We start from the raw sequence: 21,499 nt of genomic DNA, 5'->3' as shown, positions 1-21,499 counted from the left end.
TTTGCAAAGGCTTACAGCGAAATCGGCCTGCGCCCGGCAAACGCATGGGCCAAGGTCCCGCCATCCACCAGCTCCAGTTCGCCACCCAGCGGTACACCATGGGCGATACGCGTGGCGCTCAAGCCCTTCTCGGCCAGCAGCTGGGCGATGTAGTGGGCCGTCGCCTCCCCCTCCACCGTGGGGTTGGTTGCCAGGATCACCTCACTGAAGGTGCCCTGCTCTTCGATACGCGCCATGAGCTGCGGAATACCGATCGCATCCGGCCCCAGGCCATCGAGCGGCGACAGGTGCCCCTTGAGCACGAAGTAACGGCCACGATAGCCGGCCTGCTCCACTGCAAACATATCCATCGGCCCTTCGACCACGCACAGCTGGCTGTCATCACGGCGCGGGTCGGCGCACTGCGGGCACAGCTCCTGCTCGGTCAGGGTCCGGCACTGGCGGCAATGGCCAACGCCGTCCATGGCCTGGCTCAGGGCCTGGGCCAGGCGCGTACCGCCACTGCGGTCGCGTTCGAGCAGTTGCAGGGCCATGCGCTGGGCGGTTTTCTGGCCGACACCGGGCAGAATGCGCAGGGCGTCGATCAGTTGGCGGATCAGGGGGCTGAAGCTCATGTATGCGGGCCTGCCAGTTCAGGAAACAGAATGAACAAGGGAGCAACGACCGCCTGGCCGTTGCTCCCCCGGGGTAACGCGACGCCGATCAGAACGGCATCTTGAAGCCAGGCGGCAGCTGCATGCCGGCAGTCATGCCGCCCATCTTCTCCTGGCTGCTCTGCTCGATCTTGCGCACGGCATCGTTGAGCGCGGCGGCGATCAGATCTTCGAGCACTTCCTTGTCGTCGGCGTCTGCCGACATCAGGCTGTCATCGATGCTGACGCGCTTGACGTCGTGGCGACCGGTCATCACCACGCTGACCAGGCCACCACCGGACTGGCCGGTGACTTCGGCGTTAGCCAGCTCTTCCTGCATCTTCTGCATCTTTTCCTGCATCTGCTGGGCCTGCTTCATCAGGCCGGCCATGCCACCTTTCATCATGGGGGTATACCTCGATTGGTTCATGTAATGCGGCCGCGCACAGGGCCGGCCGCATGGTTATCCGTTATTGGCCCTGGCTGGCCAGGGCATCCACAGGCTCAATAGTATCCTGGCGCACCGTCGCGCCGAACTGCTGGATCATCTGCTGGATCAATGGATCCTGCTCGATCGACAGCACCGCGTCATGCTGGCGTTCGGCGCGCTTGCGGGACGCGGCCTGGGCCGGGGTTTCCTGTTCCGGGCGAATCAGTTCGATCTTGAGCCGGATGTCGCGCCCCAGCTGCTGGTTGAGCGCATCGTTGAGGCGCCGCTGTTGCGTGCTGTTGAACAACGCCCCCTGGCCCGGGTCCAGGTGCAGCAGCCAGTCGTCGCCATCGGCGGCGATCAAGGTACAGTTCGCGGCGATGTTGCCTGTCATACCCGAGACAGGCAACTGTGGGAATAATTCCAGCCATTGCAGGGCCAGGCCCGTGGCGGGCTGAGCGGCCGGCAGAGGTTCGGGCGCCTTGGCGGGCTGGTCTTCCTGCACATGCTCGGCCAGTTCGTCGAGGTAACTGAAGCCTGCCGGGTCGCTGTCCGCGACATAGTAGTCTTCGTCCGCTGGGGGCTCATCGTCGCGATCCATGCCCGCCGGGTTGTACGCGGACGGGTCGAAGGGTGGCTCGTCGTAGTCCGGCTGGCTGCTGGCGGTCTCGGCAACGGGCGCCTCGACCACCACAGGCTCGGGCTGCGGCGCGGCCACGACCGGCACAGGCGGTGCGGCGGGCTCTTCCCAAGGCAGGTCGATCACTGCCTCGACCGGCTCAGGCTCGGGTTCAGGCTCGGGCGCCGGGGCTGGCTCGGGCTGCGCGACAGGCGCTTCAACCACGGCCTCGGCGACGACAGGCGCCTCTACCGGGGCCTGAACGGCGACCGGCGCGACAACAGGTTCAACGGGCGCTGCGACGGCAACTGCCGCAGCTGCCACCGGTGGGGCCGGATCAGCTGTGGCCTGGCTGATCCCCACCGGCTTTAGTACCGGTTTCGGTGCATCGTCGCTGTCGGCCGGGCGGAACGCCAGCATGCGCAGCAGGACCATTTCGAAGCCGCCACGAGGGTCGGGTGCCAGCGGCAGGTCGCGACGGCCGATCAGGCCCATCTGGTAGTAGAACTGTACGTCCTCGGCGGGCAGTGCCTGGGCCAGCGCCAGCACCCGATCACGGTCGCCCTGGCCGTTGTCGACCGCCTCGGGCAGCGCCTGGGCGATGGCCACACGGTGCAGCACGTTGAGCATTTCCGAGAGCACGCCGTTCCAGTCCGGCCCCTGTTCGGCAAGGTGGCGCACCGCTTCCAGCAATGCCCGGGCATCGCCGTCGAGCAGTGCCTGCAGCACACCGTACACCTGGCCGTGATCAAGCGTGCCGAGCATGGCCCGCACATCAGCCGCCAGCACCTTGCCTTCGCCAAAGGCGATGGCCTGGTCGGTCAGGCTCATGGCGTCGCGCATCGAGCCGTCGGCGGCGCGGCCCAGCAACCACAGGGCGTCGTCTTCGAAGGGCACGTTCTCGGCGCCCAGCACATGGCTGAGGTGCTCGACCACCCGCTCCGGGCTCATGTTCTTCAGCGAGAACTGCAGGCAGCGCGACAGGATGGTTGCCGGCAGCTTCTGCGGGTCGGTGGTGGCGAGGATGAACTTGACGTAGGGCGGCGGCTCTTCCAGCGTCTTCAGCAAGGCGTTGAAGGAGTGGGTCGAGAGCATGTGCACTTCGTCGATCAGGTAGACCTTGAAGCGACCGCGGCTGGGGGCGTACTGCACGTTGTCGAGCAGCTCGCGGGTATCCTCGACCTTGGTGCGGCTGGCGGCGTCGATCTCGATCAGGTCGACGAAGCGGCCTTCGTCGATCTCCCGGCACACCGAGCAGGTCCCGCAGGGCGTGGAGGTGATGCCGGTTTCGCAGTTCAGGCACTTGGCGATGATCCGCGCGATGGTGGTCTTGCCCACCCCGCGGGTGCCGGTGAACAGGTACGCATGGTGCAGGCGCTGATTGTCCAGGGCGTTGATCAAAGCCTTGAGCACATGGGTCTGGCCGACCATTTCGCGGAACGAGCGCGGACGCCATTTACGTGCAAGAACCTGATAACTCATCAAAAAACCATCGTGACCGGAGCGGGCGGAAAGAGCGCTAATGCTAGCGGAGCGAGGGGGAAATTGCACCCTGCGGATCTCGTCTAAGCTCAGCAGCAGGCATAGCTCCGGGCTGATCAGGGAGGATGAGACGTGCGGCGAGCCTTGGTCCTCCTGTGGTTATGCAGTGCGTACAGCCTGGCCGAGCCGCCAGTTTTGCGCTTTTCCGTGGCCGAGAGCTGGAGCATGCCGCTGATGCGCATCGAGCAGGGGCAGCCGGTGGAGGGCATTCTGTTCGAGCTGATGCAGGCTGCGGCCCGCGAAGCGGGGGTGCGGGCGCAGTACCATGTGATGGCCCGGCTGCGGCTGCAGGAGGCCATGGAGAGCGGCGACATCGACGTGCGCTGTTACGTTTCCCCGCAATGGTTGACCAGCCGCAACGGCGACTACCTGTGGAGCATCCCGCTCATCGAGCAGCGCGACCTGCTGGTCGGCCGGCCCGGCGACAGCGCCACCACCGCCGACACCCTCCCCCCACAGGCGCTGGGCACCGTGCTGGGCTACAGCTACCCCAGCCTCGCCCCGCTGTTTGCCCGCGGCCAGTTGCAGCGCGAAGACAGCCGCAATCAGGAGCTGGCCCTGCAAAAGCTGCAGGCCGGGCGCTATCAGCATGCCGTGAGCAATCAGCTGTCGCTGCAATGGTTCAACCGTGGGCTGCCGGCGGCTAAGCAACTGCATGGGCTGGCGGTGCTGGAAGAACAGGCACTTAGCTGCATGGTGCGCAACGATCCGGCGCTACCGACTCAGGCGGTGCTCAGGGCATTTGTGCGGCTCAAACAATCCGGGGAGGTCGAGCGAATCATCGAGCGTTACACCCAAGCGCTGCCCGCACCACCTGTCGCCGACAGCAAAGACCTCTAGCCTACGAGCCACAGCGCACCGAGCGCGGCCAGATACAGACCACTGCCAAACACACAATGCGTCGCCAGGCTGCGCAAGCAACTCTTCAGCGGCGCTGGCGTATTGGCGGCAAAGTACCCTGCGCCCAGTGCCGGCTGTATCACGCACAGCGGCACCAGCACCGAGACGACCCCGAACGACAAGGCTGGGAGCAGCGCAGGCTGACCCAGCCACGCCTCCCCGGCCAGCGCGATCAGCAGGCCGGCAAACAGCTGCCCGGTGGCATAGTGCAGCACCCAACCCCACGCCAGCTCACCGCGAACCGGTGCGGCCTTGCCGATCGCTGCGTGCCGCCAGCGCCCCTCCAGCAGATGCCCCGCCCAGCGGCCGACCATGGCGTAGTTCAGGGTCGTGACACCCAGGCGCCTGAGCAGCAGCGTCCACAGGTCCATCACCAGCGTGGCGCCGATGCCGATGAGCAGGATGGAGTGAATCAAAGAGGAGACGGTCATGGCGAAGGCCCTAGGCAGATTGACGGAAATGGTCTTTGCCAAGCAGCATGCAAGTTGAAGTCAACTTCAAGTCAAGGGGCCCCAGATGGATATTGCCGATGTAGCCAGGCGCAGTGGCGTACCGGCTTCGACCTTGCGCTACTACGCCAACAAGGGCCTGCTCACGGCACTGTCCGGCCGGGGTCAGCGCCGTCAGTTCCCGGCCGACACGCCCGAGCGCCTGGCGTTGATCGCCCTGGGCCAGGCGGCCGGGTTTTCGCTGGATGAGGTGGCGGCGATGCTGGCCGAGCAGCAGGTCGACCGGCAATTGCTGCTGGCCAAGGCCGACGAGATCGACCAGCGGATCAAGCGCCTGCAGGCGATGAGCAAGGGGTTGCGGCATGCGGCGGTGTGCCCCGAGGAGCATCACCTGCAGTGCCCGACCTTCCAGCGCTTGATGAAGGTGTCCGCCAGCCAGGGCAGGCCCGGCCGAGCGCCGCGCAAGTGAGCCTTCAGTAACCGTGCAGTTCGCGGAACGGCTGGCCCTTGTGGTAAGCGATCCACTCTTGCACGTCATAAGGCAGATACAGCTGGCGCCGCGCCCGCGACAAAGCGATGTACACGGCGCAGATACGCGCGTCGAAAGCGTAGGCATCCTTGAAGCGGTTGGTGGTCATCAGTTCGGGGGTGAGCAGTACATGGTCGAACTCAAGGCCGCCGGCCTCCTCGGCCATCATCAGCAAGAGGCTGGCACGCTGCTCGACGACCCGCGCCGCCAGGGTGGTCAGGTCGGCGAGCTTGTAGCCTTCCTGCAACCGCGCCTCGACCCACAGGAACGACTCATCGAAGCACTCGGCATCGCGCACCTGCTGCCAGTCGAGCATGTGCGAAAAGTGCGGATGCGGCCCTTCGGCGTCCTGCATCGGGCCATGCAATGCCGCCCGGAACAGGCCGACCGCAGTGGCCATGAAGCGTCGCATATCGGGCCAGTCGGGGAATTTCAGCAAGCAACCGGTCTCGGCCAGTTCCATGGCCCAGCGCATGCTGTCCCAGCGCGAGGCGGTCAGCACCACACAGCCTTCGGGTGGAATGAAGCCCTGGGGGAACAGCTCGATACCGACATCCACGTTGCGCGCAGCCTCGAAGGCCACTTTCGACTTCTGTGAATGCACATCGATCAATGGGTTGATCAGGCGCTCGACCTTTGGCCCGGAGCGAACGGCGAAGGCGATATCCTTCTGCCGCACCTGGCGCTCACGGCGCACCACGGCACCGGAGGCCTTCTGGTATTCGTCACCCAGGGTGATCAGCACCTGCCGCCCGCGCTCGATCACCTGCAGCAGCGAGCCCGGCACGTCCTGGCTCTCGTCGATGATCACGTGGCTGAAGCGAGTGGGCACACTGCAGCCGCCCAGGCTGGCGCGTTTGATCAGCAGCAGCGCTTCGAAGCCGGTCTGCGCGCCCCAGGCCGGGTGCGACTCCAGGTAGCGCCACAGCCGGCTGGCGTACTCGAGCAGAACCTGGGCATCGACGCCCGACAGCGCCTGCCGGAAGAATGGCAAATGGCGATTCGACAGGCTGTAGTCACGCGACTCGCAATAGCTGTGCAGCACTTCGAGGCAGATATCCAGGGCATGCTCGGCGTCGTACTGGCGCAGCCCGACGATGCCGAGCTCCTGGGCCAGCTTGAGCTTGCCAGGACCTCGCCCCGCGGCCCTGGCGTTGGCCGGCTGCGCATCCTTGAGCAGGGCCTTGGCGAACTGGCCGAAGGTCATGCCGACCTTGGCCTGCGGATCCAGCCCCATACGCTGGCGCAGGGTGCCAAGCTTGGCCGGTGTGCGTGCCAGGGCCAGCACCCGGCCGCGTGGCAGGCAATCCATCAGCGCGCCAAGCAGGTAGCTCTTGCCGATGCCGGCGTAGCCCTGGACATGGATGTCTTCGTCGAGGTTGGCACGGATGACCTTGAGCAGCTTGTCCTGCTCGACGGTCAGCCAACGCTCGTTGTCGAAACCGGTCACCACCTGCTGGCTGAAGGGGTTGTCGGCTTGCTGCCGGCGGAGCCTGAAGTCGAAATCCCACTTGCCGTCGGCCAGCAGGTAATCGCCCCCCTGCACTTCTTCATCGGTGAGCAGGCGCAACTTCGACGCCTTGATCACCTCGAGGCCGAAATACAGCTTGCGCGCATCGAACAGCCGATGCGCTTCCGACAGCAGGCTTACGTCCGGCGAATGGGGGCCATCGACGGACCAGGCCAACAACTTGCCCAGCACCTTCTCCGCCGCCGGCGCATCGAGCTTGCCCTGGGCCTGGGCAAGGTTCTGGATCACCAGCAAGGCCGCCAGCTCAGGCTCGCTCAACGCGTCCAGCACAGGCGCGCCTTCGGCCTGCAGCAACCCCTGGCAGCGCTCCAGGGTGATGGGCAGGAAGACAGGGCAGGAGAAATTGAAATGTTCAGGCTGCATGTGCGCTCAATGTCCAGGCAAAGGCTGATTCAGGGCGTGTTGGCATCCGGCGCCTGGCCAACCAGCAGTTCGAACTGGTAAGCACCCAGTGAACCCGCCATGCCGCCAGGGTGGCGGGCACCCGGCTGAGGCTCATCGAGCACGCCATCGAGTTCGTGCAGTGCCAGCTCCAGCAACTTGCGCAGGTCACGCACGCTGCCTGCCGATAGGTTCAAATGCAGTTCGAGCAGGGCCTGGGCCGCGGCAACAGGCGCTGGCGGCGTTGCCTCGGCAAGTATGCGCTCGTGCTCCTCTTCCATCTGGTCGAGCACCTGCGACAGTTCCAGCACCCGCTCGGGGCTGGCGGCCATCTGGTCCTTGATTTCCAGGCGGCGCAGTTGCCATTCCCGGATCTTGTGACGGGTGAGGTCGTCGACATGTTCCACGGTCGCTATCTCCTGGCCGAACGGACTGACACGCTGGGTGCATGATAAGGCGCCACGCACGATTGTGCAGGGGTAAAGGCTTGCGCGAGCGTAAAGAGAGGATACAGGCGGGGTACGAAAGGTACGCGAAGCGAAAATGCCTGCGCCCAAAATGGAGGCGGCCCCACCAGCCACAGGCTGGCCTTCATATCTCCGCTATGGCTGCTTCCATCTGGGCTGCATGATAGCACGCTCGGAAATCAATGTGAGCCTTACGGGGCGGGGGTTCCAGACTTATGGGGCCAACACATTTGCCAATGCGGAGACTTCGCACAAGTGCTCAAAGCTTGGGGTGTGGCTAGCACTGTCACACTTTGCTGTAACACTTAGGTGTCACACCCATGGCCTACATCATCAGACGCAAAGCCGTCTACTACCTGAATCTGAAGCTGCCCCGGCATCTCTTCCCGAGGTGTCACACCTTGCGCCTGAGCCTGAACCTCAGGCACCGGCAGAGCGCTCTCTTCCTGGCCACATCTATGGTTCAACGGCTGCACAGCCACCTCAGCGAGCACCCCCTAGAAGACCTCAAGACGCTACGTGCGTTGTGCTTGCAGTGGCGGGACTCTGCACCACAGCCAAGCGTTCAGAGCGCACCACGGAAGCCTACAGGGCCTGCTGTAATCCAGAGAGCTGATGGCCCTACCCTCGCCGCCCTGTCGAAGCTCTATATAGAGGAAGGCAAACGAGGCGGCACTTGGCGACAGGGCAGCATCGAAGAGGTGGAGCGTGCATTGTCCGATCTGTTCGAGTTGATGGGCGATATGCCCGCTGACTCCTTCGACGTCCAGCAAGCTCGACTGTTGAAGGAGCGACTCAGCCGCTGTCCCCAGTACTTCGGCTTACGGCCAGAGTTCAAGGGGAAGACCCTGAAGCAGGTGGTGGAGTCGGGTGGCACGTACAAGACCATCACTGCCGTCACCGTTAACAACCGACTGCGGAAACTCACTGCCTTCATGAACTGGTGCAAGGCGAACGGTTACATGACCGATAACCCGCTTACCGGGATGACGGTGATGACTGGATCGGCCAAAGAGGCACGACTGTCATTTGACCGCCAAGACTTGGCTGTTCTGCTCGACCTCGATTCGCTGCGTGCAGAGGCCCGGAAACACCCGTGGCGATACTGGCTGCCCCTGCTCGGACGAGCCACAGGTTGCCGATTGGAAGAACTCTGCCAACTTCGGGTGGACGACATTACCGAGCACCAAGGCATCGCATGCGTTCGGATAGATGACAAGCGTGACGATCAGCAGTTGAAGAATGCCAGCAGTCGCCGGGTACTACCCCTGCACCCTGCCCTCATCGACCTAGGCCTGCTACTGCACGTGGAATCTGTCAGGGCCACGGGGGCTGATCGGCTGTTCCCTGAACTGGAAGCAGTGCGGGGTAAGCTGGGCCATGCACCGTCGAAGTGGTTTGGCCGCTACAAGACGAAGCTGGGAATCGTGGACTCACGAAAGACGTTTCATAGCTTTCGCCACACTCTGATTGATGACCTGCGAGAGGCTGGGGTGCAGGACTCGCTGATCAAACGGATCGCAGGGCACGAGGACGGGGCGGTCACGTTCAGCATCTACGGCAGCCGGAGCCCACTGAAAGCAATGGCTGACGCCCTTCAACACATTCACTTATCAGCATGATCCCAGCCTTAGAGGTGCCGTCACTCGATTGGCAGTCCTAGGTTGTATATACCACTCAGCATTTACCCATTTGGGTGTCTGGGCACCTCACTACGTCTATGGTTGTCTATACCTCTACTGGTTTACTCAATCAAGTACTTACTGGCTTACGTACTTACTCATCTGCGTACCCACCTAAGCCCCCCCTTACCTAGGCACGTGGCTGCTTGGCCCCGTACGTAAGCACTTGTCTAAGTGATCCATTGATCCATTGATCCATTGATCACGCAAGCGCGTGACCAATCGTTCACGTGCTTGCGTGATCGCGCGGGTAAGTAAGTGACGGATTCATTACCCAAGCAACCAAGTAACCAAGCAACCAAGCAACCAAGCAACCAAGCAACCAAGCAACCAAGCAACCAAGCAACCAAGCAAGTAGCAATCGAAACTTCAAAAATATATTGCAAAGTTATTGACAGCACCCCAGAAAGCCAAAAGAATACTCACCACCTCCACCACCGCTTAAAAGTCCACTTACAACTTAATGACGAAAACCATCCATTCCCTTATTGCACCTCCAGGAGCGGGCAAAACCACCTGGTTACTTAACCACCTTGAGAAAAACAGTGAGCAGCATGCTGTACTGGCTTTTCCCACAAAAATCCTTTCATCTGAGGTAGAACAGCGGTTAACACGCATGGAGCTTAACTTCAACTCCATCAACAGCAGCAATGTGACAGGGTCGGTAATACAGTGTTTAGAGGAGAGCCTAAGCAACAAGAATGACAAGATAATTATTTGCACTCACGAATCACTACGACTCATCAAACCAGAAACATTGAACGATTGGTATCTGTATATAGACGAAATCCCAACCACTTGGGACTGCGAAACCTTTTGCTTCTCCGATCTATCTTATAAAAAAGTCTTTGACAGGGTCGTAGACATCACCGAAGAAAACAATCAATTGAGGGTTACGGCAAAAAAATCTTGCAAGACTCTTATTGAGGATTTAGCCAGAACTCGTGATTCGACCTTGTCTGACAAGGCATGCAAAGTCCTAAATAGACTTCTAGACGATACGTATCTTGTTGAAATCGACAAGATAGATTCAAAGCAAAACCGCACCATTAGGACCATCGGAGTAAAACAGTACACTCCAGTATTTGAGGCTGCAGCAACGACTGTCATCATGGGAGCCGAAATTGAGAAAACACTTCTCGGCACGATATTGAAAGGTGAAAGCTGGGCTATAAATCACGTAGAGGCCGACCTAGACTTTAGTGGCTATGGCAACGAAGTTGTAATCCATCCATTCTTAACAGACAAGAAATACTCTAAAAGCGCCGCCCTAATGAAAAGCGGCAAGAGTTATAACGTCTACCAGGATGACTGCCTACTCGATGCCTGGCTAAAGATTGATGTATTCAGAATCATTGGTAAAAGAAAAGCAATTCTCACCGCTCACTCTTGGTGCCAACCTGAATTGCCAGTTCCAGACGGCAAAGAAACTAGCAACATAAAAATCGTACCTATTGACAATAGAGGCATAAACGATTACGACGACTACACTATTGCCATTTGCCTCCAGCATGGCAACATCACGCCAATAGAGAGTAGAAGCATACCAACACTTGCCAAGCTACTTTCAGTAAAAGCCGAAGTTAACCCAAAAGAGATCACAAGTGCAATTAAATATGAACGTTTCTTTGAGTCTACTCTTCAGTCAGTGTGCAGAACCGCACTGAGATCGAGAGAAAATAATGCTCCCATCCTCCTATTCGTACAAGACATCGACATTGCAAATTTCCTTGCAGCAAGGATCGGTAAATGCACCATTGATGAAACCTACTCAGAAGTAGGGATAGCACCCACATCAGAAGCAAAACTCAATAGAGAAAGTCTTAAGCAAAAAACGGTTACGCTGTGGAGTGAAGGGCATAGCTCTACACACATTGCGACAGTCATCGGAAAAACTGAGAGAACAGTTAGAAACTGGCTGAAACCGTATAGAGAACTAGAAGCAAGCGGGTGATGCACCGGAACCGGAAATTTCTCCTTAAGAAACACTTAAGGAATTTTTTCCAACACACTTAACATACTTTTAACATACAATATAGATCGGAAGGTTGCGGGGTGCTTCTTGCCCCTCCCCGCATAGTACAGCAGGCCGCAAGTCAGGATAACCACTTTTCTCTAGAAAAGGTGGAGTGGCGGACCACCAACTGGTGCAACAGCCCAGAGCAGATGAATTATAATTACGTTAGGCATGAAATAATATAAGCACACAGTGGCGCTTAACGCCATAGAATTTCTTCCTGTGCCTGACGCACTGATAAAACCTATAAAGTGCAAAGAGAAGGGGCGTACGCCCCCCGCTCTTCATCTTGCCTATAACCTTGCTGGAAACTGTGGGGATTATTGCCACATGACGTTACGTCACCATTCATTCGCACAGTTAAAATCAAAAGCTTGAGAGGCTTCCGCCCCGCCCTCGCTACAAGCATGCCGTGAGGCAAGATAACGATTCTATCAGCAGGGAGAGAAGGGGCTGTGCTGGCCCTACACGCTCTTGATCTTTATCTTCTGGTGCATAGATCACCTGTGGCATCGGCCACGACCAAAATCCTCACAATCAAATATCTAGTCATATAAATTAGTCGCACCTACAGGCAAAGTAAATACACCCAGACTTACCCTGAGCAGGGAGGGGTTTACCCCCTCCTCTTGTGTTTTTAGTATGTACAGTAGAACTCTGTGCAGCCGCACAGGCAATAGTGCTATCCGTGACGGGAACCGTCACCAAGTAACACAGTAGAATAAACACCTCCGTTCGGCGTAAACATCACTGTCAACGAGGCAGCTGCTATCAGTAAGTCTATGCCTACCATTTCCTATAAACAACGTGGAGGCAGAACACTCACTAGCCGTTCGTGTTCCCCTGCTCCTTGCATTCGCACTCAATTGTGGCGTGGTATGGACCGACCTTAATCACTTCGGGCAGTGGCCCGCTCATGCTCTCCATGATTTTCAAGAAGCCTTCGACGGCCGCTACCCAGGCACTAAAGGTCCAGACGGGAGCAATGAGCCCCTCTCGTGGAGTACCAACAGGGTTGAGCATCCATCGCGTGGCCTTCCAAGCAGGCGTTGCAAGTACCAATTTTCCGTCGACAGCGGTGAACACAGGCAATGGCTTAGGCTCACCCTTCTTTGGGCCTTGCGTCTCTGTGGGCCCCAATGCTTGCCAGCTCGCCCGTATGACCTCGTTGAAACCATCAACAAGTCGCTGGGAGTCTGAATCCAACAGTTGGGAGGTTAGTGCGTTCAATGCTTCAAATGTCTCCTTAGCCTTAGCTGCTCGCGCCGCCTCGGCCTGGCGCTTTCGTAGACGCTCTGCATCCTCCTGGCGGCAGCGTTCAGCTGCTTCAAGCTCACGCTGATGTTGTTCTTCACGAACGGCCTTCCGCCGCTGCTTAGCTTCGGAAGTCAATGCGGGTTTGACTGCAGTGCCTGCTGGAGCAGAAATACGCAACCCAAGTGGGTTCTGGTCATCATCCACGACATCGAACGACTCTCCATCCATGCCATACGAATTCAGATACAGGTTGGCACCGTAGAACTTCGCGTCAGGGTCGGCGGAAGCCAGCAGCCTCAATGCACTCTCCACGGCTCTCGCCATGCGGTCCGGGGTGATTTCACCCTCAATCTTCACTCTCACTCTGGGATTTCCTGCCTTCGATAGACTTATGAGGACTCACCATCGCTAAGCTTGCGAACCCAGGGTAATAGCAATCTGGCCTTTCCTGGCGCGGGGTATAGGCGTCCTGCCCTACCGCAATGTCACGATTAGTGTGTGTCCGATTAGATCACATCACCCGACCATGGGGGAATGCCTGCACCACCACCCTCCCCAGCGCTTCAGCATCAGTTCGGCACCCGAGTCAGGGAGCTGCGTGTGGCTATGGGCATGAGCCAAGAAGCCTTTGCTGATCGGTGCGGCTTCGCCAGGACCTACATGTCTCGCATTGAGACTGGCGGTGCCAATCCGTCCATTAATGCCATCAAGGTGCTGGCCGACGCTCTAGGCGTGAGCATTGCAGCCCTATTCGAAGGCATGTGATCCAGTCCCAGGCCACTACGTACCAACGCCTTATCTAATCTGTTTCTTTTTGCCTGCAACCCCCTAATGCAGCCTAACAGTGGCTGCTCTTTTCTTACCCCCGCATAAACACTGGTATTGAGCGAAGAGAAGCTAAGCCACGCCTCCCTTCTACATCTTATTTTACTAATCGAATTGGATTCGTATGCTACACACGAAGCAGGCGTCCCAATGACTCAGCAGCCCTACTGCAAAGAGCGGTTCGCTTTAGGCCCTGACTCGAAAACAGAATTAATTCCACGGCGTAAAACTTCGGTGTAGGCGAATGCGGAAGCCATGTAATTAGTCGCTGCATGTAACGTATCTGCGCACATCGAAATAGTGGCTGTCATGTAATCGAGATCGGTCTGATTAAGGGAGCCGGAGCCACGACCACCGACTTCCATACGCGTAAAGGACATCGGAAGCACATGTGAGTATTGAGAAAGAAGGTTCCAGACAGCGTTGAACTCGTCACTATCCCACCCAGCATCTTCAAGAACTTCATCCCGACTGGAGATCATGAGGTGCTGACCAGCGAGACAGCGCTTTCTCGTCTTATCGTCAAGCGACAAGAACCATGGATTACGCCGAATTCGATCTCTTAGCTCCTCTGTTTGAGTACGCAAGTCCTCTGCAGCATCTGTGGCTTTAACTTGGCTCATAATCTGCGCTCTTCTCGTACAGTCATTGATATAAAGCACCAATAGCCTAGCTGACCATTCAGCGTCGCAGGACGGGGTCTTGGTAAGGTATAGAAATAGCAGGTAGCCTTCGAGAATTGCCCTGCCTTGTGCTGCAATACAGACAAAATCCCAGTTTTCAAAGTCTGAAACGACCCAACGGGATCGAGGCACGGAACAAATCAGTGCAACCGAGTGGCTGCATAGCTTTCTGAAAATCTGTACCGAAAAGCCGATGTGTAGCTCTGCCTCCTCAACGTTGATCGCTTGGCTTACCGCCTGCGCCTCACAGACTGCCACATCCAATTTTCGAAGTGCGTCCTCATAATCGCTCTCCAAGCAAGGGCAATGCCCATCGTCCAAGATATCGTCCACATCCCCTCCCTCAGGCTCGCCATCACGTGGAAGTCAGCTGTATATCAAATCCAACCGGTCAGATAATAGACAATACGACCTATATCCCCTCCCCTGAGAGTGAGGCAAGAACCCAATGCCCTCTTGCCGCCGCCCTCACTGCCCGCCACCTAGAATCAAACTTACCCATAACATTTCATAGATGGTCGTCAGCAATATGTTAAAATGAACGCACATCGGATGAATGGCGAGAAATCGATGCAGGTAGTGGCCTACGCAAGGATGAGTACAGACGACCAGTGCCTGTCGGTAGGGGGTCAGTTTGCCGCCATCAAGATCGCAGCTGAAACGCACGGGTGGGAGATCGTTGCTCACTTCACTGATGAAGGCGTATCGGGTGCTATCGACCCTCAGAATCGGCCACAGTGCCGCCTTGCACTAGGAATGGCGAAAGGACTGAACTGCCCGGTTGTCGTGCATCGAATCGACCGCCTCACACGGGATCACGCCCACTTCGTGACCTTGCAGAAGAAATACAGCTTCATCGAGGCAGAGGACGTTCATAGCAGTGGCCTGCTGCGAAACATCAAGTCGCTACTAGCCGAAGAAGAGCTACTGAAGATCCGAGCCCGTACGAAGGCTGGATTGGCCGAACTGAAGAACCTCGCCGCCAATGGTGACACCGAAGCCCGGGAAAAGATCGCCCGCCGTGATGCAGGTCGTGCAAAGGCTTGGTCTGTGGGTAATGGGGCGGCCATAAAGGCCAAGAAAGTGAATGCTGATACCAGGGCTGACGCTATCGCTCACCACATCAAGGCGTGCTTGTACGATGGCTGCACTTCCCTTGCCGCTATCGCTCAGTGCCTCAATTCAAAGGGTGTGACGACGGCACGGGGTAGTGCATTTCAACCGATGACGGTATTCCGCCTGATGGCTCGCCTCGGGCTATCCTTCCCCGCCAGCGACTGATAGCGCCTGTAAGCCCATAGGAGGCTATTACAGCAACGCTATCGAACGGGCCACCCCAACCCCGATACTCTGTTTTCATGGCTGCTAGAGCCATCTGCTGAACTCAACGGCATTAAGCACCGACCCACATCCGGGTCATTCTGACCACTCCTATAATATTCCCTCCCCTATACACGATGCATCTCCCTAATGATTCGATCGAATTTAGTATGCGAACCATTAACTAGCTCCCTACTTGAAATAACATATCTCTCAGACCTCTCCATGACAGTTACATTATATGTCATAGTCAATGCGGAAATAAAATCATGATCAACTATAGAAGAATCAAAGGCCAGCAGCATTAGCTTATCAGGAGCAATGGCCAACCTTATAAAATATAACGGCTCCTCCACGTCCGGAGCATTGTTTACAACCAAAGCCCGATCACCTAGAACAAAATGCTCCCCCGGGCTGTTAATCCGTACGACAATCCACTCCATCTTAGCTATATCAAGGGCAAGATCATGACTAAGAATTCTATCAACCATGAATTTCAGCGTAGTATTATTCACTAACGCCTTAACATCAAAACCAAACTTGTCAACCAACTGATCAGCACCAGGATACGCCTCATTTAGCTCCCTAATGAGGTCCTCAATGTTCGCACGATCTTTATATTCCTTTAGCCTGTGAGGAGTTCGCTCTATCATAGAAGCAATGAACACAGCCCATATATACCGATCTTCCTCCGAAATCGCGTTGACACCCTGATCTATAATAACCTTATGGATGATAGCCGCCCGATCATCAAGCTTAGCCATCACTTCTTTTTCTATCTCGTCTGATGCTGGCTTGGAAAGCCTGTGTTCTGGAAATAGCGTGTATAAACCATCAACATACGCAACAGATTTCGGGGCTCCCTTTCGATAGGAGATTTCACCCCCACCATTCCGCTGATAGACCCATAAGTCTCCTGCATCATCCTTCCATTCCTTCAGAAGAAACCTCGGAATGAAATGATGCCTAGAGGAGATTTTCTGTTTTGACATAGATCCCACCTGGTTGCGGACAGACATAATCAAACAACAAAATGCACATCACTGCAATCTATACTTCCTGAAAGCGATATACTTTGTAAAACCAAACTTGATATAAGGCTTGCCATTGGCAGCTTTGAAAGCCACACCAACCACTATAAAATCCGCGCCCTGCAAATCATCTACATCTCTTAGCCTAAAGTCTTCGACAAGCTGCTCCTCCAGCTCCTCATCATCGATCAATATACTTGGCTCACGCTTATAGTCACCACAATTAAGCCACAAAGAGCCGCCTTGTCTATTAACGTTATTTATTCTACCCCAGAATATCCTCGGCTCACCCAAAGCCACACTAGACATTTCAGACTGGGAAACCAAGTGATCGGCAAGAACGCCTTCAAGCACAACCCTGCCACCATCCGCGACCATTTTCACCTGCTTATCCGATGGCGGAAAATCTGGATCTCGACCAATACTTGTCAGTATCTGTCGAAGCGACTTATTCTCCGGGTAGTCGCCGACATTTGAATATCTCCTAACAGTTCCCCAAGGAGTCTCTTTCTTCGGCCTGGACTGCGGCACCGCAACATTGATGTCCTGTTTTCGCTGCTTGTCCAGATCTATATTAATGGTCGACAAAATACCTGCCGTTGAAGGCCCATCATCATCTGGTATTAGAACTATCTTATTGTCGCACTTATCTGCGTGATGTGCAGCAAAGCATGGAGCACGAACATATTTCTCGGTTGCAAACCCTTTAACAAACCACGATTTCTCTTGGCATTTATCGCATATAATATTGCCCCGATACATATCCGGATTTTGCTGATATTGAAGAATCGTACAATCCGATTGGTCAGGCACGTAACAAACGCTTTCCACCTAGCTATCCTCGCTAAATGTCGCCATAGGCGTTTAAATCACAACATAGGCGGGTCATGCAGAACCCAGCAGGAAGAAGACTAGCAGCTATACAGCGAAAGCGAAATGCCACTATTAGCCTGAGGAGGGGAACCGAAAGGGATGCTGGTCGAGCAGGAACGCACCTTAATCAGCGAACGCTCCAAGGCTGCTCTCAAGACATTAGAGGTACGTACAGCGAGTGGTGACACCGAGGTCGTACAGAAGATCAACAATCGCTCTCAGGCCCTAGCTAAGAGCCGTAGCATGCTGAACAGAAGCAAGGGACACGATACCCGGCGTTAGCAGGCTAACCACCGTGCGGCACTGGTAAAGATGCCATAGAGCTGTGCATGCTCAAAGGTGCCAACAGCCTACAGGCAGTGGCCGATTGCCTGATCGCACGTAATATCCCTACAGCTCGTGGTGGGCAATGGTCCTCGACTGCGGTGATGCGTGTGATGCAACGGCTGGGGCTGGAACCGACTAAGGCGGCCAGTGGCCCTGTAGCCTCTTAGGAAGCGATTACAGCGCTGCTAGTGTGCGGCCCACCCTAGCACGATATTCTGTTTTCATGGCTGCCAGGGACATCTGCGGGAGCTAGAGGCATTAAGCACCGCCCCACATCCGATTCGCTCCGACCCGCCTCCAACGATATTTCCTCTCCGATCCAACGATGATATTCGGCATCAGCGACTGGTCGATTTAGAAGGTTGCAGGTATCTGCCAATATGGTGGTGGCACACCTACTGACAGTAATGGACTTCTGATGACCGAAAACACTGGATGGACGCCCACAATAGCCGACGCCTATGCCAATAGTTACGGCGAAGTGGCCCACGACTTCCTGTCGCTGGTGGTTGAGCCGTCGCTAGCGGCCCTAGAACAGAAGGATGCCGAAATCGCTGCTCAAGAAGACCAGTCTCTTGCTGCCTTCCGTCGCCACGACCATCAATACCTGATCGCCAAGACGAGCATGGCACTCTGTCTTGGCATCCAATCGCTATGGGAACAGCAACTGCGCGACTATCTCTGCAAGTGCTGGGCACAAGTGAAGCACGCGACCGCCGATGCGGACGACATCCGAGACGCCATCTGGGACAGCCACAAGAAGGACCGCTCGCTTAAACGGCTATTCTGCGAAATACGCGGTTTATCACTCGAAGACTTCCAGTCCTACAACCGGCTCGACAAGCTGCAACTACTGGGAAATGTTTGCCGCCATGGCGAGGGCACGTCAGCAAAGAAGCTCAGAAGAAAGTACCCTGAGCTTTGGTCGAGAACATTAGCTGAGTGTGAGCAACTCGGGGCACTGGAGGCAGGGTTGATGCCTGTGGATGGCATGCTGATCACCGTCGCCTTGTTGCGCGACCTAGTAAACGCTGTGGTGTTGTTCTGGCTTGATATTCAGATTGCTTGCACCGCCCCCCTGATCCCCAAGAACGCTTCGATGAACGATAACGTGGCAAGACTGCAAGCCTTAAGGCCCACCCTGCTTTGACTCGGCCAACAACTATCTGGAGCTACCATTCCCCAAACGGGTGGAAGCCACACGTACCCAGCAAGCAAGTCAACACTACACGCTCAGACACATTCGAGGAGCATCACCACATGGACGACAAAGCCGCAGTAGCCGCAGACACCCTTGAACTGCTGATGATGAACCAGACAGCCATCAGAGCGGCCCTGGAAGAGCTGTCGCTGTGGATCAGTCAGCGTGGTTCAACGCACACCCACGACAACGTGCTAACAGCCCTCAAAACGCTGGACACGAACGCACAGAGCATTGGGCACGGGATTGCTCGACTTCGGTCAGAGCAAAGCTGAGAGAGGGTTAGAGACTCTATGAATCCGCCTCATGGCGGCTTTTTTGATGCTCGTGATATTCGAGGATTCTACCGACGACGCAGAGACTGGATGGTTTAGGTACTAAGCACTGACCCTCTCTAACACCCTGAACAGCCCACTCATCAATACGTCTGAACACGCGACCCAGTGATCGCGCGATTCAGACCTATTAACTTTACATGGCGCCTGTAGCAACCGCCCTGCACAATAGTAAAGCAGCATTAAATCCCATTAAGCATTTCGGTAAGAATTGTTTGCCGCTTCAGACGATCACTACTAACCTCACCCAGCCCTTGTAGGATTTCCACAATGCGCGTAAATAACTTAGTAGTGGCTTCACTATGCTGCTGCATCATACCTATGATTTTCTGAGCTTGCTGCTCTGCCGACCTCGAGTTTAAATGCGGCGTCGCAGACTCGCAAATTATAGCGCGAACCATAGTCAGCATGTGCCACTTAAAACGCTTCATGTTTTGAGGAATAGTACTATTAGAAACCAACAAATTAAAGCGATACATAGTCAAGCATGCAGCATAGAATATGCACTCTTTGACATTGTCAGCAAACATAACATCAGTGAGCTCATCGTACATCTGCTTAGGGTATCGACCAGACAACTCAGGCTTATTACACCACATTGAAGCCACGCATTTTGCAGCAATATTTAGCGAGAAGATTCTAACGGCAGGTATTCCAAGCCCTACATATTGGCGATCGCGCCGTTCAAGATAAAGCCTGCTATCCTCACCCTCAAATGCATTGAAATACTGCTCAACCCTTCTAATGATCGGACGAAGGGATAGAAACTGAGTATCCTCAACCTTACTCTGGCTATTCGTCGCACGAACCAAATCGGAAAAAACGTCTTCTAACTGCGTCTTGACCACCTTGATATTAACCATGACATCCCCCAAGTCCTGACGCTTCTGGAAAAGGACGTTTGAAGTCTGGCATCCGTTAACAATCTGATAGTTCGTCAAATGCAAAGTTGTACCTTGCAGCTTAACTTCTGGGCAAACCAAGGTTATCCCATTATTTAGCACAGGAAACCGGCTTGCTCCGTCCGAGGCAAGAGTGGCCGCAATGGATGCGTTGACGACGTTATCTTCACCCAGAAATGAACGGACATTCTCTTCAAATACTTGACCACGCAAATTTCCATCTGGGGTCACCAAGAGATTATTCACAAAATCACTTGCCTTGACTACTGCCAGATACGCCTCATCAATTCCAGAAATATTTGGCAGTGCAGCATGACTGAACACGGGAAGGCTCGCCTCGACACCAGAGTAAGTACTTACCCAAAGTTTAGCAAGCTCTTCTCTATCCACAAAACGAACATCAATTTCATGGAACAACCCAAGCTCACCCAACTGAACAACGAAGTCTCTCAGAGCAGTCTCAAGAGCTTCAGGACGCAGATACATACCAGTAGTAACAAAACGCGCAGTCAATGAGGGACGACCATTTCTAAGCTTAGGGACTTCTTTAACCACGGTATCAAAGATAGCACGACTTTCTAACAGAACCTCATCAGTTGCAGCATAGGGAGTCTGATTAATGAAGCGCAAGATACCTTCTTTGAACTTTAAGAACTCGCCAAGATCAAAGCCCTCTGTTCGCTTAGCCTGAACGAATATCAAGTCCACATCGTGATTCCGCCGAGGCGTTTCGAACGTTGCTTGGGCGTCTTCGTGCGAAGTAGCAATACTCTCATCCACGACAATAGCAATTGCGTCAATCCCGTCGTCGCCGGCCGCTGTCACAACGTCATCGAGGTCGAATGTCCCACTATAACGGTTGGCAATTACGCAGTGAGCAGTAAACTTTTCAAACTGAGTAGCCTCATCATCCGCCTCAAGGCCAAAGCTGGAGATAAAGCTATTGAAGTGCGCCTGAACGATCCTGTGCATTGCCACAACCATCTCCTTGTTCGATGACCTACCTGCCGAATAGTGGTCAGCAGGGCTTTAACTAGCTGATTTAGCGCTAGATATTAAGCTCTGCCACTGATGTTGTGAAGAACCACCTGCTCATCGCGGACGGATTAGCACTATTTCAGGTGACCTTGACAGAGGAAGGGAGAAGGCAAGCTTTCAAGCGCCTTCCATCGCAGGTGAGCTTAAACGCCCGCTCCGGACCTACTGCCGAGGGATCAAAAGGCTAATAGCAAGAAGAACACTGATAGAATGCCCAGCATGATGCACCACTTAGGTGTACCTAAACGCTGTCACACTTCGAGTTTTTTGAGCGAGGAATCCTTGAGAATTCAAGGACTTAGGAAATGGAGGCGGCCCCACCAGCCACACCCCGGCACTCAATGTCCCCGCCTTGGCTGCTTCCTTCCGGACCTGACCAGGTAAACGGGTAATCAATGCGGGGGGACCGATGGGGCCACCACAACGGCTCGCCAAGTGACGAGCCGCGCCATTGTACCGTTCTGCGCTGAAGTTACAACCTTTGCTTGAGAAAAAACCATCATTTCTCAAGGACTTGTGGTGGCTTCA

General features: G+C 55.6%; 19 protein-coding genes and 1 other RNA gene. 8 read left to right on the top strand and 12 right to left on the bottom strand.

Annotated features, from left to right (window positions below; genetic code table 11):
• Window positions 1-11: 11 nt before the first annotated feature.
• The 3 genes from recR to dnaX all read right to left on the bottom strand — a co-directional run bounded on the left by recR (window position 12) and on the right by dnaX (window position 3,163).
• Window positions 12-614 carry a recombination mediator RecR gene (gene recR, locus ACQ4N9_RS02700; RefSeq protein WP_110991795.1) on the bottom strand — a complete coding sequence of 201 codons (603 nt, stop codon included), beginning with the start codon at window positions 612-614 and terminating at the stop codon, window positions 12-14.
• Window positions 615-702: 88 nt separating this feature from the next.
• Window positions 703-1,038 carry a YbaB/EbfC family nucleoid-associated protein gene (locus tag ACQ4N9_RS02695; RefSeq protein ID WP_110991796.1) on the bottom strand — a complete coding sequence of 112 codons (336 nt, stop codon included), beginning with the start codon at window positions 1,036-1,038 and terminating at the stop codon, window positions 703-705.
• Between the two features lie 64 nt (window positions 1,039-1,102).
• Window positions 1,103-3,163, bottom strand: coding sequence for a DNA polymerase III subunit gamma/tau (dnaX, locus tag ACQ4N9_RS02690; RefSeq protein WP_390967318.1), 2,061 nt, complete (start codon window positions 3,161-3,163; stop codon window positions 1,103-1,105).
• A gap of 132 nt (window positions 3,164-3,295) precedes the next feature.
• Between dnaX and ACQ4N9_RS02685 the strand changes: the two genes are divergently transcribed.
• Window positions 3,296-4,063: a substrate-binding periplasmic protein gene (locus ACQ4N9_RS02685; RefSeq protein ID WP_390967317.1), complete on the top strand. Its 768-nt coding sequence runs from the start codon at window positions 3,296-3,298 to the stop codon at window positions 4,061-4,063.
• Here ACQ4N9_RS02685 and ACQ4N9_RS02680 read toward each other — a convergent pair.
• Window positions 4,060-4,554: a DUF2938 domain-containing protein gene (locus ACQ4N9_RS02680; RefSeq protein ID WP_390967316.1), complete on the bottom strand. Its 495-nt coding sequence runs from the start codon at window positions 4,552-4,554 to the stop codon at window positions 4,060-4,062. The genes ACQ4N9_RS02685 and ACQ4N9_RS02680 overlap by 4 nt on opposite strands.
• An 85-nt stretch (window positions 4,555-4,639) precedes the next feature.
• Between ACQ4N9_RS02680 and ACQ4N9_RS02675 the strand changes: the two genes are divergently transcribed.
• Complete coding sequence (locus ACQ4N9_RS02675) at window positions 4,640-5,041, top strand: helix-turn-helix domain-containing protein (protein WP_390967315.1); 402 nt, start codon at window positions 4,640-4,642, stop codon at window positions 5,039-5,041.
• A 4-nt stretch (window positions 5,042-5,045) separates the two neighbouring features.
• On the opposite strand, the gene ACQ4N9_RS02670 is transcribed toward ACQ4N9_RS02675, so the two are convergent.
• The gene (locus tag ACQ4N9_RS02670; protein ID WP_390967314.1) at window positions 5,046-6,995 is read right to left on the bottom strand and encodes a hypothetical protein; all 1,950 of its coding nucleotides are present in this window, start codon (window positions 6,993-6,995) and stop codon (window positions 5,046-5,048) included.
• Window positions 6,996-7,024: 29 nt separating this feature from the next.
• Window positions 7,025-7,420, bottom strand: coding sequence for a hypothetical protein (locus ACQ4N9_RS02665; protein WP_110991802.1), 396 nt, complete (start codon window positions 7,418-7,420; stop codon window positions 7,025-7,027).
• 380 nt (window positions 7,421-7,800) lie between these two features.
• Here ACQ4N9_RS02665 and ACQ4N9_RS02660 point away from each other — a divergent pair, with 380 nt between their 5' ends.
• Both ACQ4N9_RS02660 and ACQ4N9_RS02655 read left to right on the top strand, forming a co-directional pair.
• Window positions 7,801-9,102 carry a site-specific integrase gene (locus ACQ4N9_RS02660; protein ID WP_390967313.1) on the top strand — a complete coding sequence of 434 codons (1,302 nt, stop codon included), beginning with the start codon at window positions 7,801-7,803 and terminating at the stop codon, window positions 9,100-9,102.
• Between the two features lie 523 nt (window positions 9,103-9,625).
• Window positions 9,626-11,116 carry a DEAD/DEAH box helicase family protein gene (locus ACQ4N9_RS02655; RefSeq protein WP_390967312.1) on the top strand — a complete coding sequence of 497 codons (1,491 nt, stop codon included), beginning with the start codon at window positions 9,626-9,628 and terminating at the stop codon, window positions 11,114-11,116.
• A gap of 888 nt (window positions 11,117-12,004) precedes the next feature.
• Here the strand turns inward: ACQ4N9_RS02655 and ACQ4N9_RS02650 are convergent.
• A complete protein-coding gene (locus ACQ4N9_RS02650; protein WP_390967311.1) occupies window positions 12,005-12,799 on the bottom strand; it encodes an OfxX fusion product in 795 nt (264 codons plus the stop codon).
• A gap of 171 nt (window positions 12,800-12,970) precedes the next feature.
• On the opposite strand from ACQ4N9_RS02650, the gene ACQ4N9_RS02645 reads away from it, so the two are divergent.
• Window positions 12,971-13,201 carry a helix-turn-helix domain-containing protein gene (locus tag ACQ4N9_RS02645; protein WP_084212844.1) on the top strand — a complete coding sequence of 77 codons (231 nt, stop codon included), beginning with the start codon at window positions 12,971-12,973 and terminating at the stop codon, window positions 13,199-13,201.
• A 224-nt stretch (window positions 13,202-13,425) separates the two neighbouring features.
• Here the strand turns inward: ACQ4N9_RS02645 and ACQ4N9_RS02640 are convergent, their stop codons facing one another.
• On the bottom strand, window positions 13,426-14,277 hold the full coding sequence (locus ACQ4N9_RS02640; protein WP_390967310.1) for a hypothetical protein: 852 nt from the start codon (window positions 14,275-14,277) through the stop codon (window positions 13,426-13,428).
• 219 nt (window positions 14,278-14,496) lie between these two features.
• Here ACQ4N9_RS02640 and ACQ4N9_RS02635 point away from each other — a divergent pair, with 219 nt between their 5' ends.
• Complete coding sequence (locus ACQ4N9_RS02635) at window positions 14,497-15,225, top strand: recombinase family protein (protein ID WP_390967309.1); 729 nt, start codon at window positions 14,497-14,499, stop codon at window positions 15,223-15,225.
• 167 nt (window positions 15,226-15,392) lie between these two features.
• On the opposite strand, the gene ACQ4N9_RS02630 is transcribed toward ACQ4N9_RS02635, so the two are convergent.
• Both ACQ4N9_RS02630 and ACQ4N9_RS02625 read right to left on the bottom strand, forming a co-directional pair.
• On the bottom strand, window positions 15,393-16,256 hold the full coding sequence (locus ACQ4N9_RS02630; RefSeq protein WP_430932129.1) for a DUF4238 domain-containing protein: 864 nt from the start codon (window positions 16,254-16,256) through the stop codon (window positions 15,393-15,395).
• Window positions 16,257-16,304: 48 nt separating this feature from the next.
• Window positions 16,305-17,108, bottom strand: a complete 804-nt coding sequence (locus ACQ4N9_RS02625; protein ID WP_390967307.1) for a hypothetical protein — start codon at window positions 17,106-17,108, stop codon at window positions 16,305-16,307.
• Window positions 17,109-17,913: 805 nt separating this feature from the next.
• On the opposite strand from ACQ4N9_RS02625, the gene ACQ4N9_RS02620 reads away from it, so the two are divergent.
• Together ACQ4N9_RS02620 and ACQ4N9_RS02615 are read left to right on the top strand one after the other, a co-directional pair.
• Window positions 17,914-18,645: a hypothetical protein gene (locus ACQ4N9_RS02620; RefSeq protein ID WP_390967306.1), complete on the top strand. Its 732-nt coding sequence runs from the start codon at window positions 17,914-17,916 to the stop codon at window positions 18,643-18,645.
• 110 nt (window positions 18,646-18,755) lie between these two features.
• Window positions 18,756-18,971 (top strand): hypothetical protein, encoded by a 216-nt coding sequence (locus ACQ4N9_RS02615; RefSeq protein WP_390967305.1) that lies wholly within the window; start codon window positions 18,756-18,758, stop codon window positions 18,969-18,971.
• A 242-nt stretch (window positions 18,972-19,213) separates the two neighbouring features.
• On the opposite strand, the gene ACQ4N9_RS02610 is transcribed toward ACQ4N9_RS02615, so the two are convergent.
• Window positions 19,214-20,905, bottom strand: a complete 1,692-nt coding sequence (locus ACQ4N9_RS02610; protein WP_430932126.1) for an AIPR family protein — start codon at window positions 20,903-20,905, stop codon at window positions 19,214-19,216.
• A gap of 381 nt (window positions 20,906-21,286) precedes the next feature.
• Window positions 21,287-21,383: signal recognition particle sRNA small type (gene ffs / locus ACQ4N9_RS02605), an RNA gene on the bottom strand.
• Between the last annotated feature and the right edge of the window lie 116 nt (window positions 21,384-21,499).

This window comes from Pseudomonas sp. ES1 (assembly GCF_050586605.1).
Taxonomy (GTDB): domain Bacteria; phylum Pseudomonadota; class Gammaproteobacteria; order Pseudomonadales; family Pseudomonadaceae; genus Aquipseudomonas; species Aquipseudomonas sichuanensis.
This window is presented reverse-complemented; position numbering and strand designations above follow the sequence as displayed.

Excerpts from the sequence above, each read along its gene's own strand:
- recR (WP_110991795.1), bottom strand. The coding sequence starts at position 614 with ATGAGCTTCAGCCCCCTGATCCGCCAACTGATCGACGCCCTGCGCATT.
- ACQ4N9_RS02695 (WP_110991796.1), bottom strand. The coding sequence starts at position 1,038 with ATGATGAAAGGTGGCATGGCCGGCCTGATGAAGCAGGCCCAGCAGATG.
- dnaX (WP_390967318.1), bottom strand. The coding sequence starts at position 3,163 with ATGAGTTATCAGGTTCTTGCACGTAAATGGCGTCCGCGCTCGTTCCGC.
- ACQ4N9_RS02680 (WP_390967316.1), bottom strand. The coding sequence starts at position 4,554 with ATGACCGTCTCCTCTTTGATTCACTCCATCCTGCTCATCGGCATCGGC.
- ACQ4N9_RS02675 (WP_390967315.1), top strand. The coding sequence starts at position 4,640 with ATGGATATTGCCGATGTAGCCAGGCGCAGTGGCGTACCGGCTTCGACC.
- ACQ4N9_RS02670 (WP_390967314.1), bottom strand. The coding sequence starts at position 6,995 with ATGCAGCCTGAACATTTCAATTTCTCCTGCCCTGTCTTCCTGCCCATC.
- ACQ4N9_RS02660 (WP_390967313.1), top strand. The coding sequence starts at position 7,801 with ATGGCCTACATCATCAGACGCAAAGCCGTCTACTACCTGAATCTGAAG.
- ACQ4N9_RS02655 (WP_390967312.1), top strand. The coding sequence starts at position 9,626 with ATGACGAAAACCATCCATTCCCTTATTGCACCTCCAGGAGCGGGCAAA.
- ACQ4N9_RS02645 (WP_084212844.1), top strand. The coding sequence starts at position 12,971 with ATGCCTGCACCACCACCCTCCCCAGCGCTTCAGCATCAGTTCGGCACC.
- ACQ4N9_RS02635 (WP_390967309.1), top strand. The coding sequence starts at position 14,497 with ATGAATGGCGAGAAATCGATGCAGGTAGTGGCCTACGCAAGGATGAGT.
- ACQ4N9_RS02630 (WP_430932129.1), bottom strand. The coding sequence starts at position 16,256 with ATGTCAAAACAGAAAATCTCCTCTAGGCATCATTTCATTCCGAGGTTT.
- ACQ4N9_RS02620 (WP_390967306.1), top strand. The coding sequence starts at position 17,914 with ATGACCGAAAACACTGGATGGACGCCCACAATAGCCGACGCCTATGCC.
- ACQ4N9_RS02615 (WP_390967305.1), top strand. The coding sequence starts at position 18,756 with ATGGACGACAAAGCCGCAGTAGCCGCAGACACCCTTGAACTGCTGATG.
- ACQ4N9_RS02610 (WP_430932126.1), bottom strand. The coding sequence starts at position 20,905 with ATGCACAGGATCGTTCAGGCGCACTTCAATAGCTTTATCTCCAGCTTT.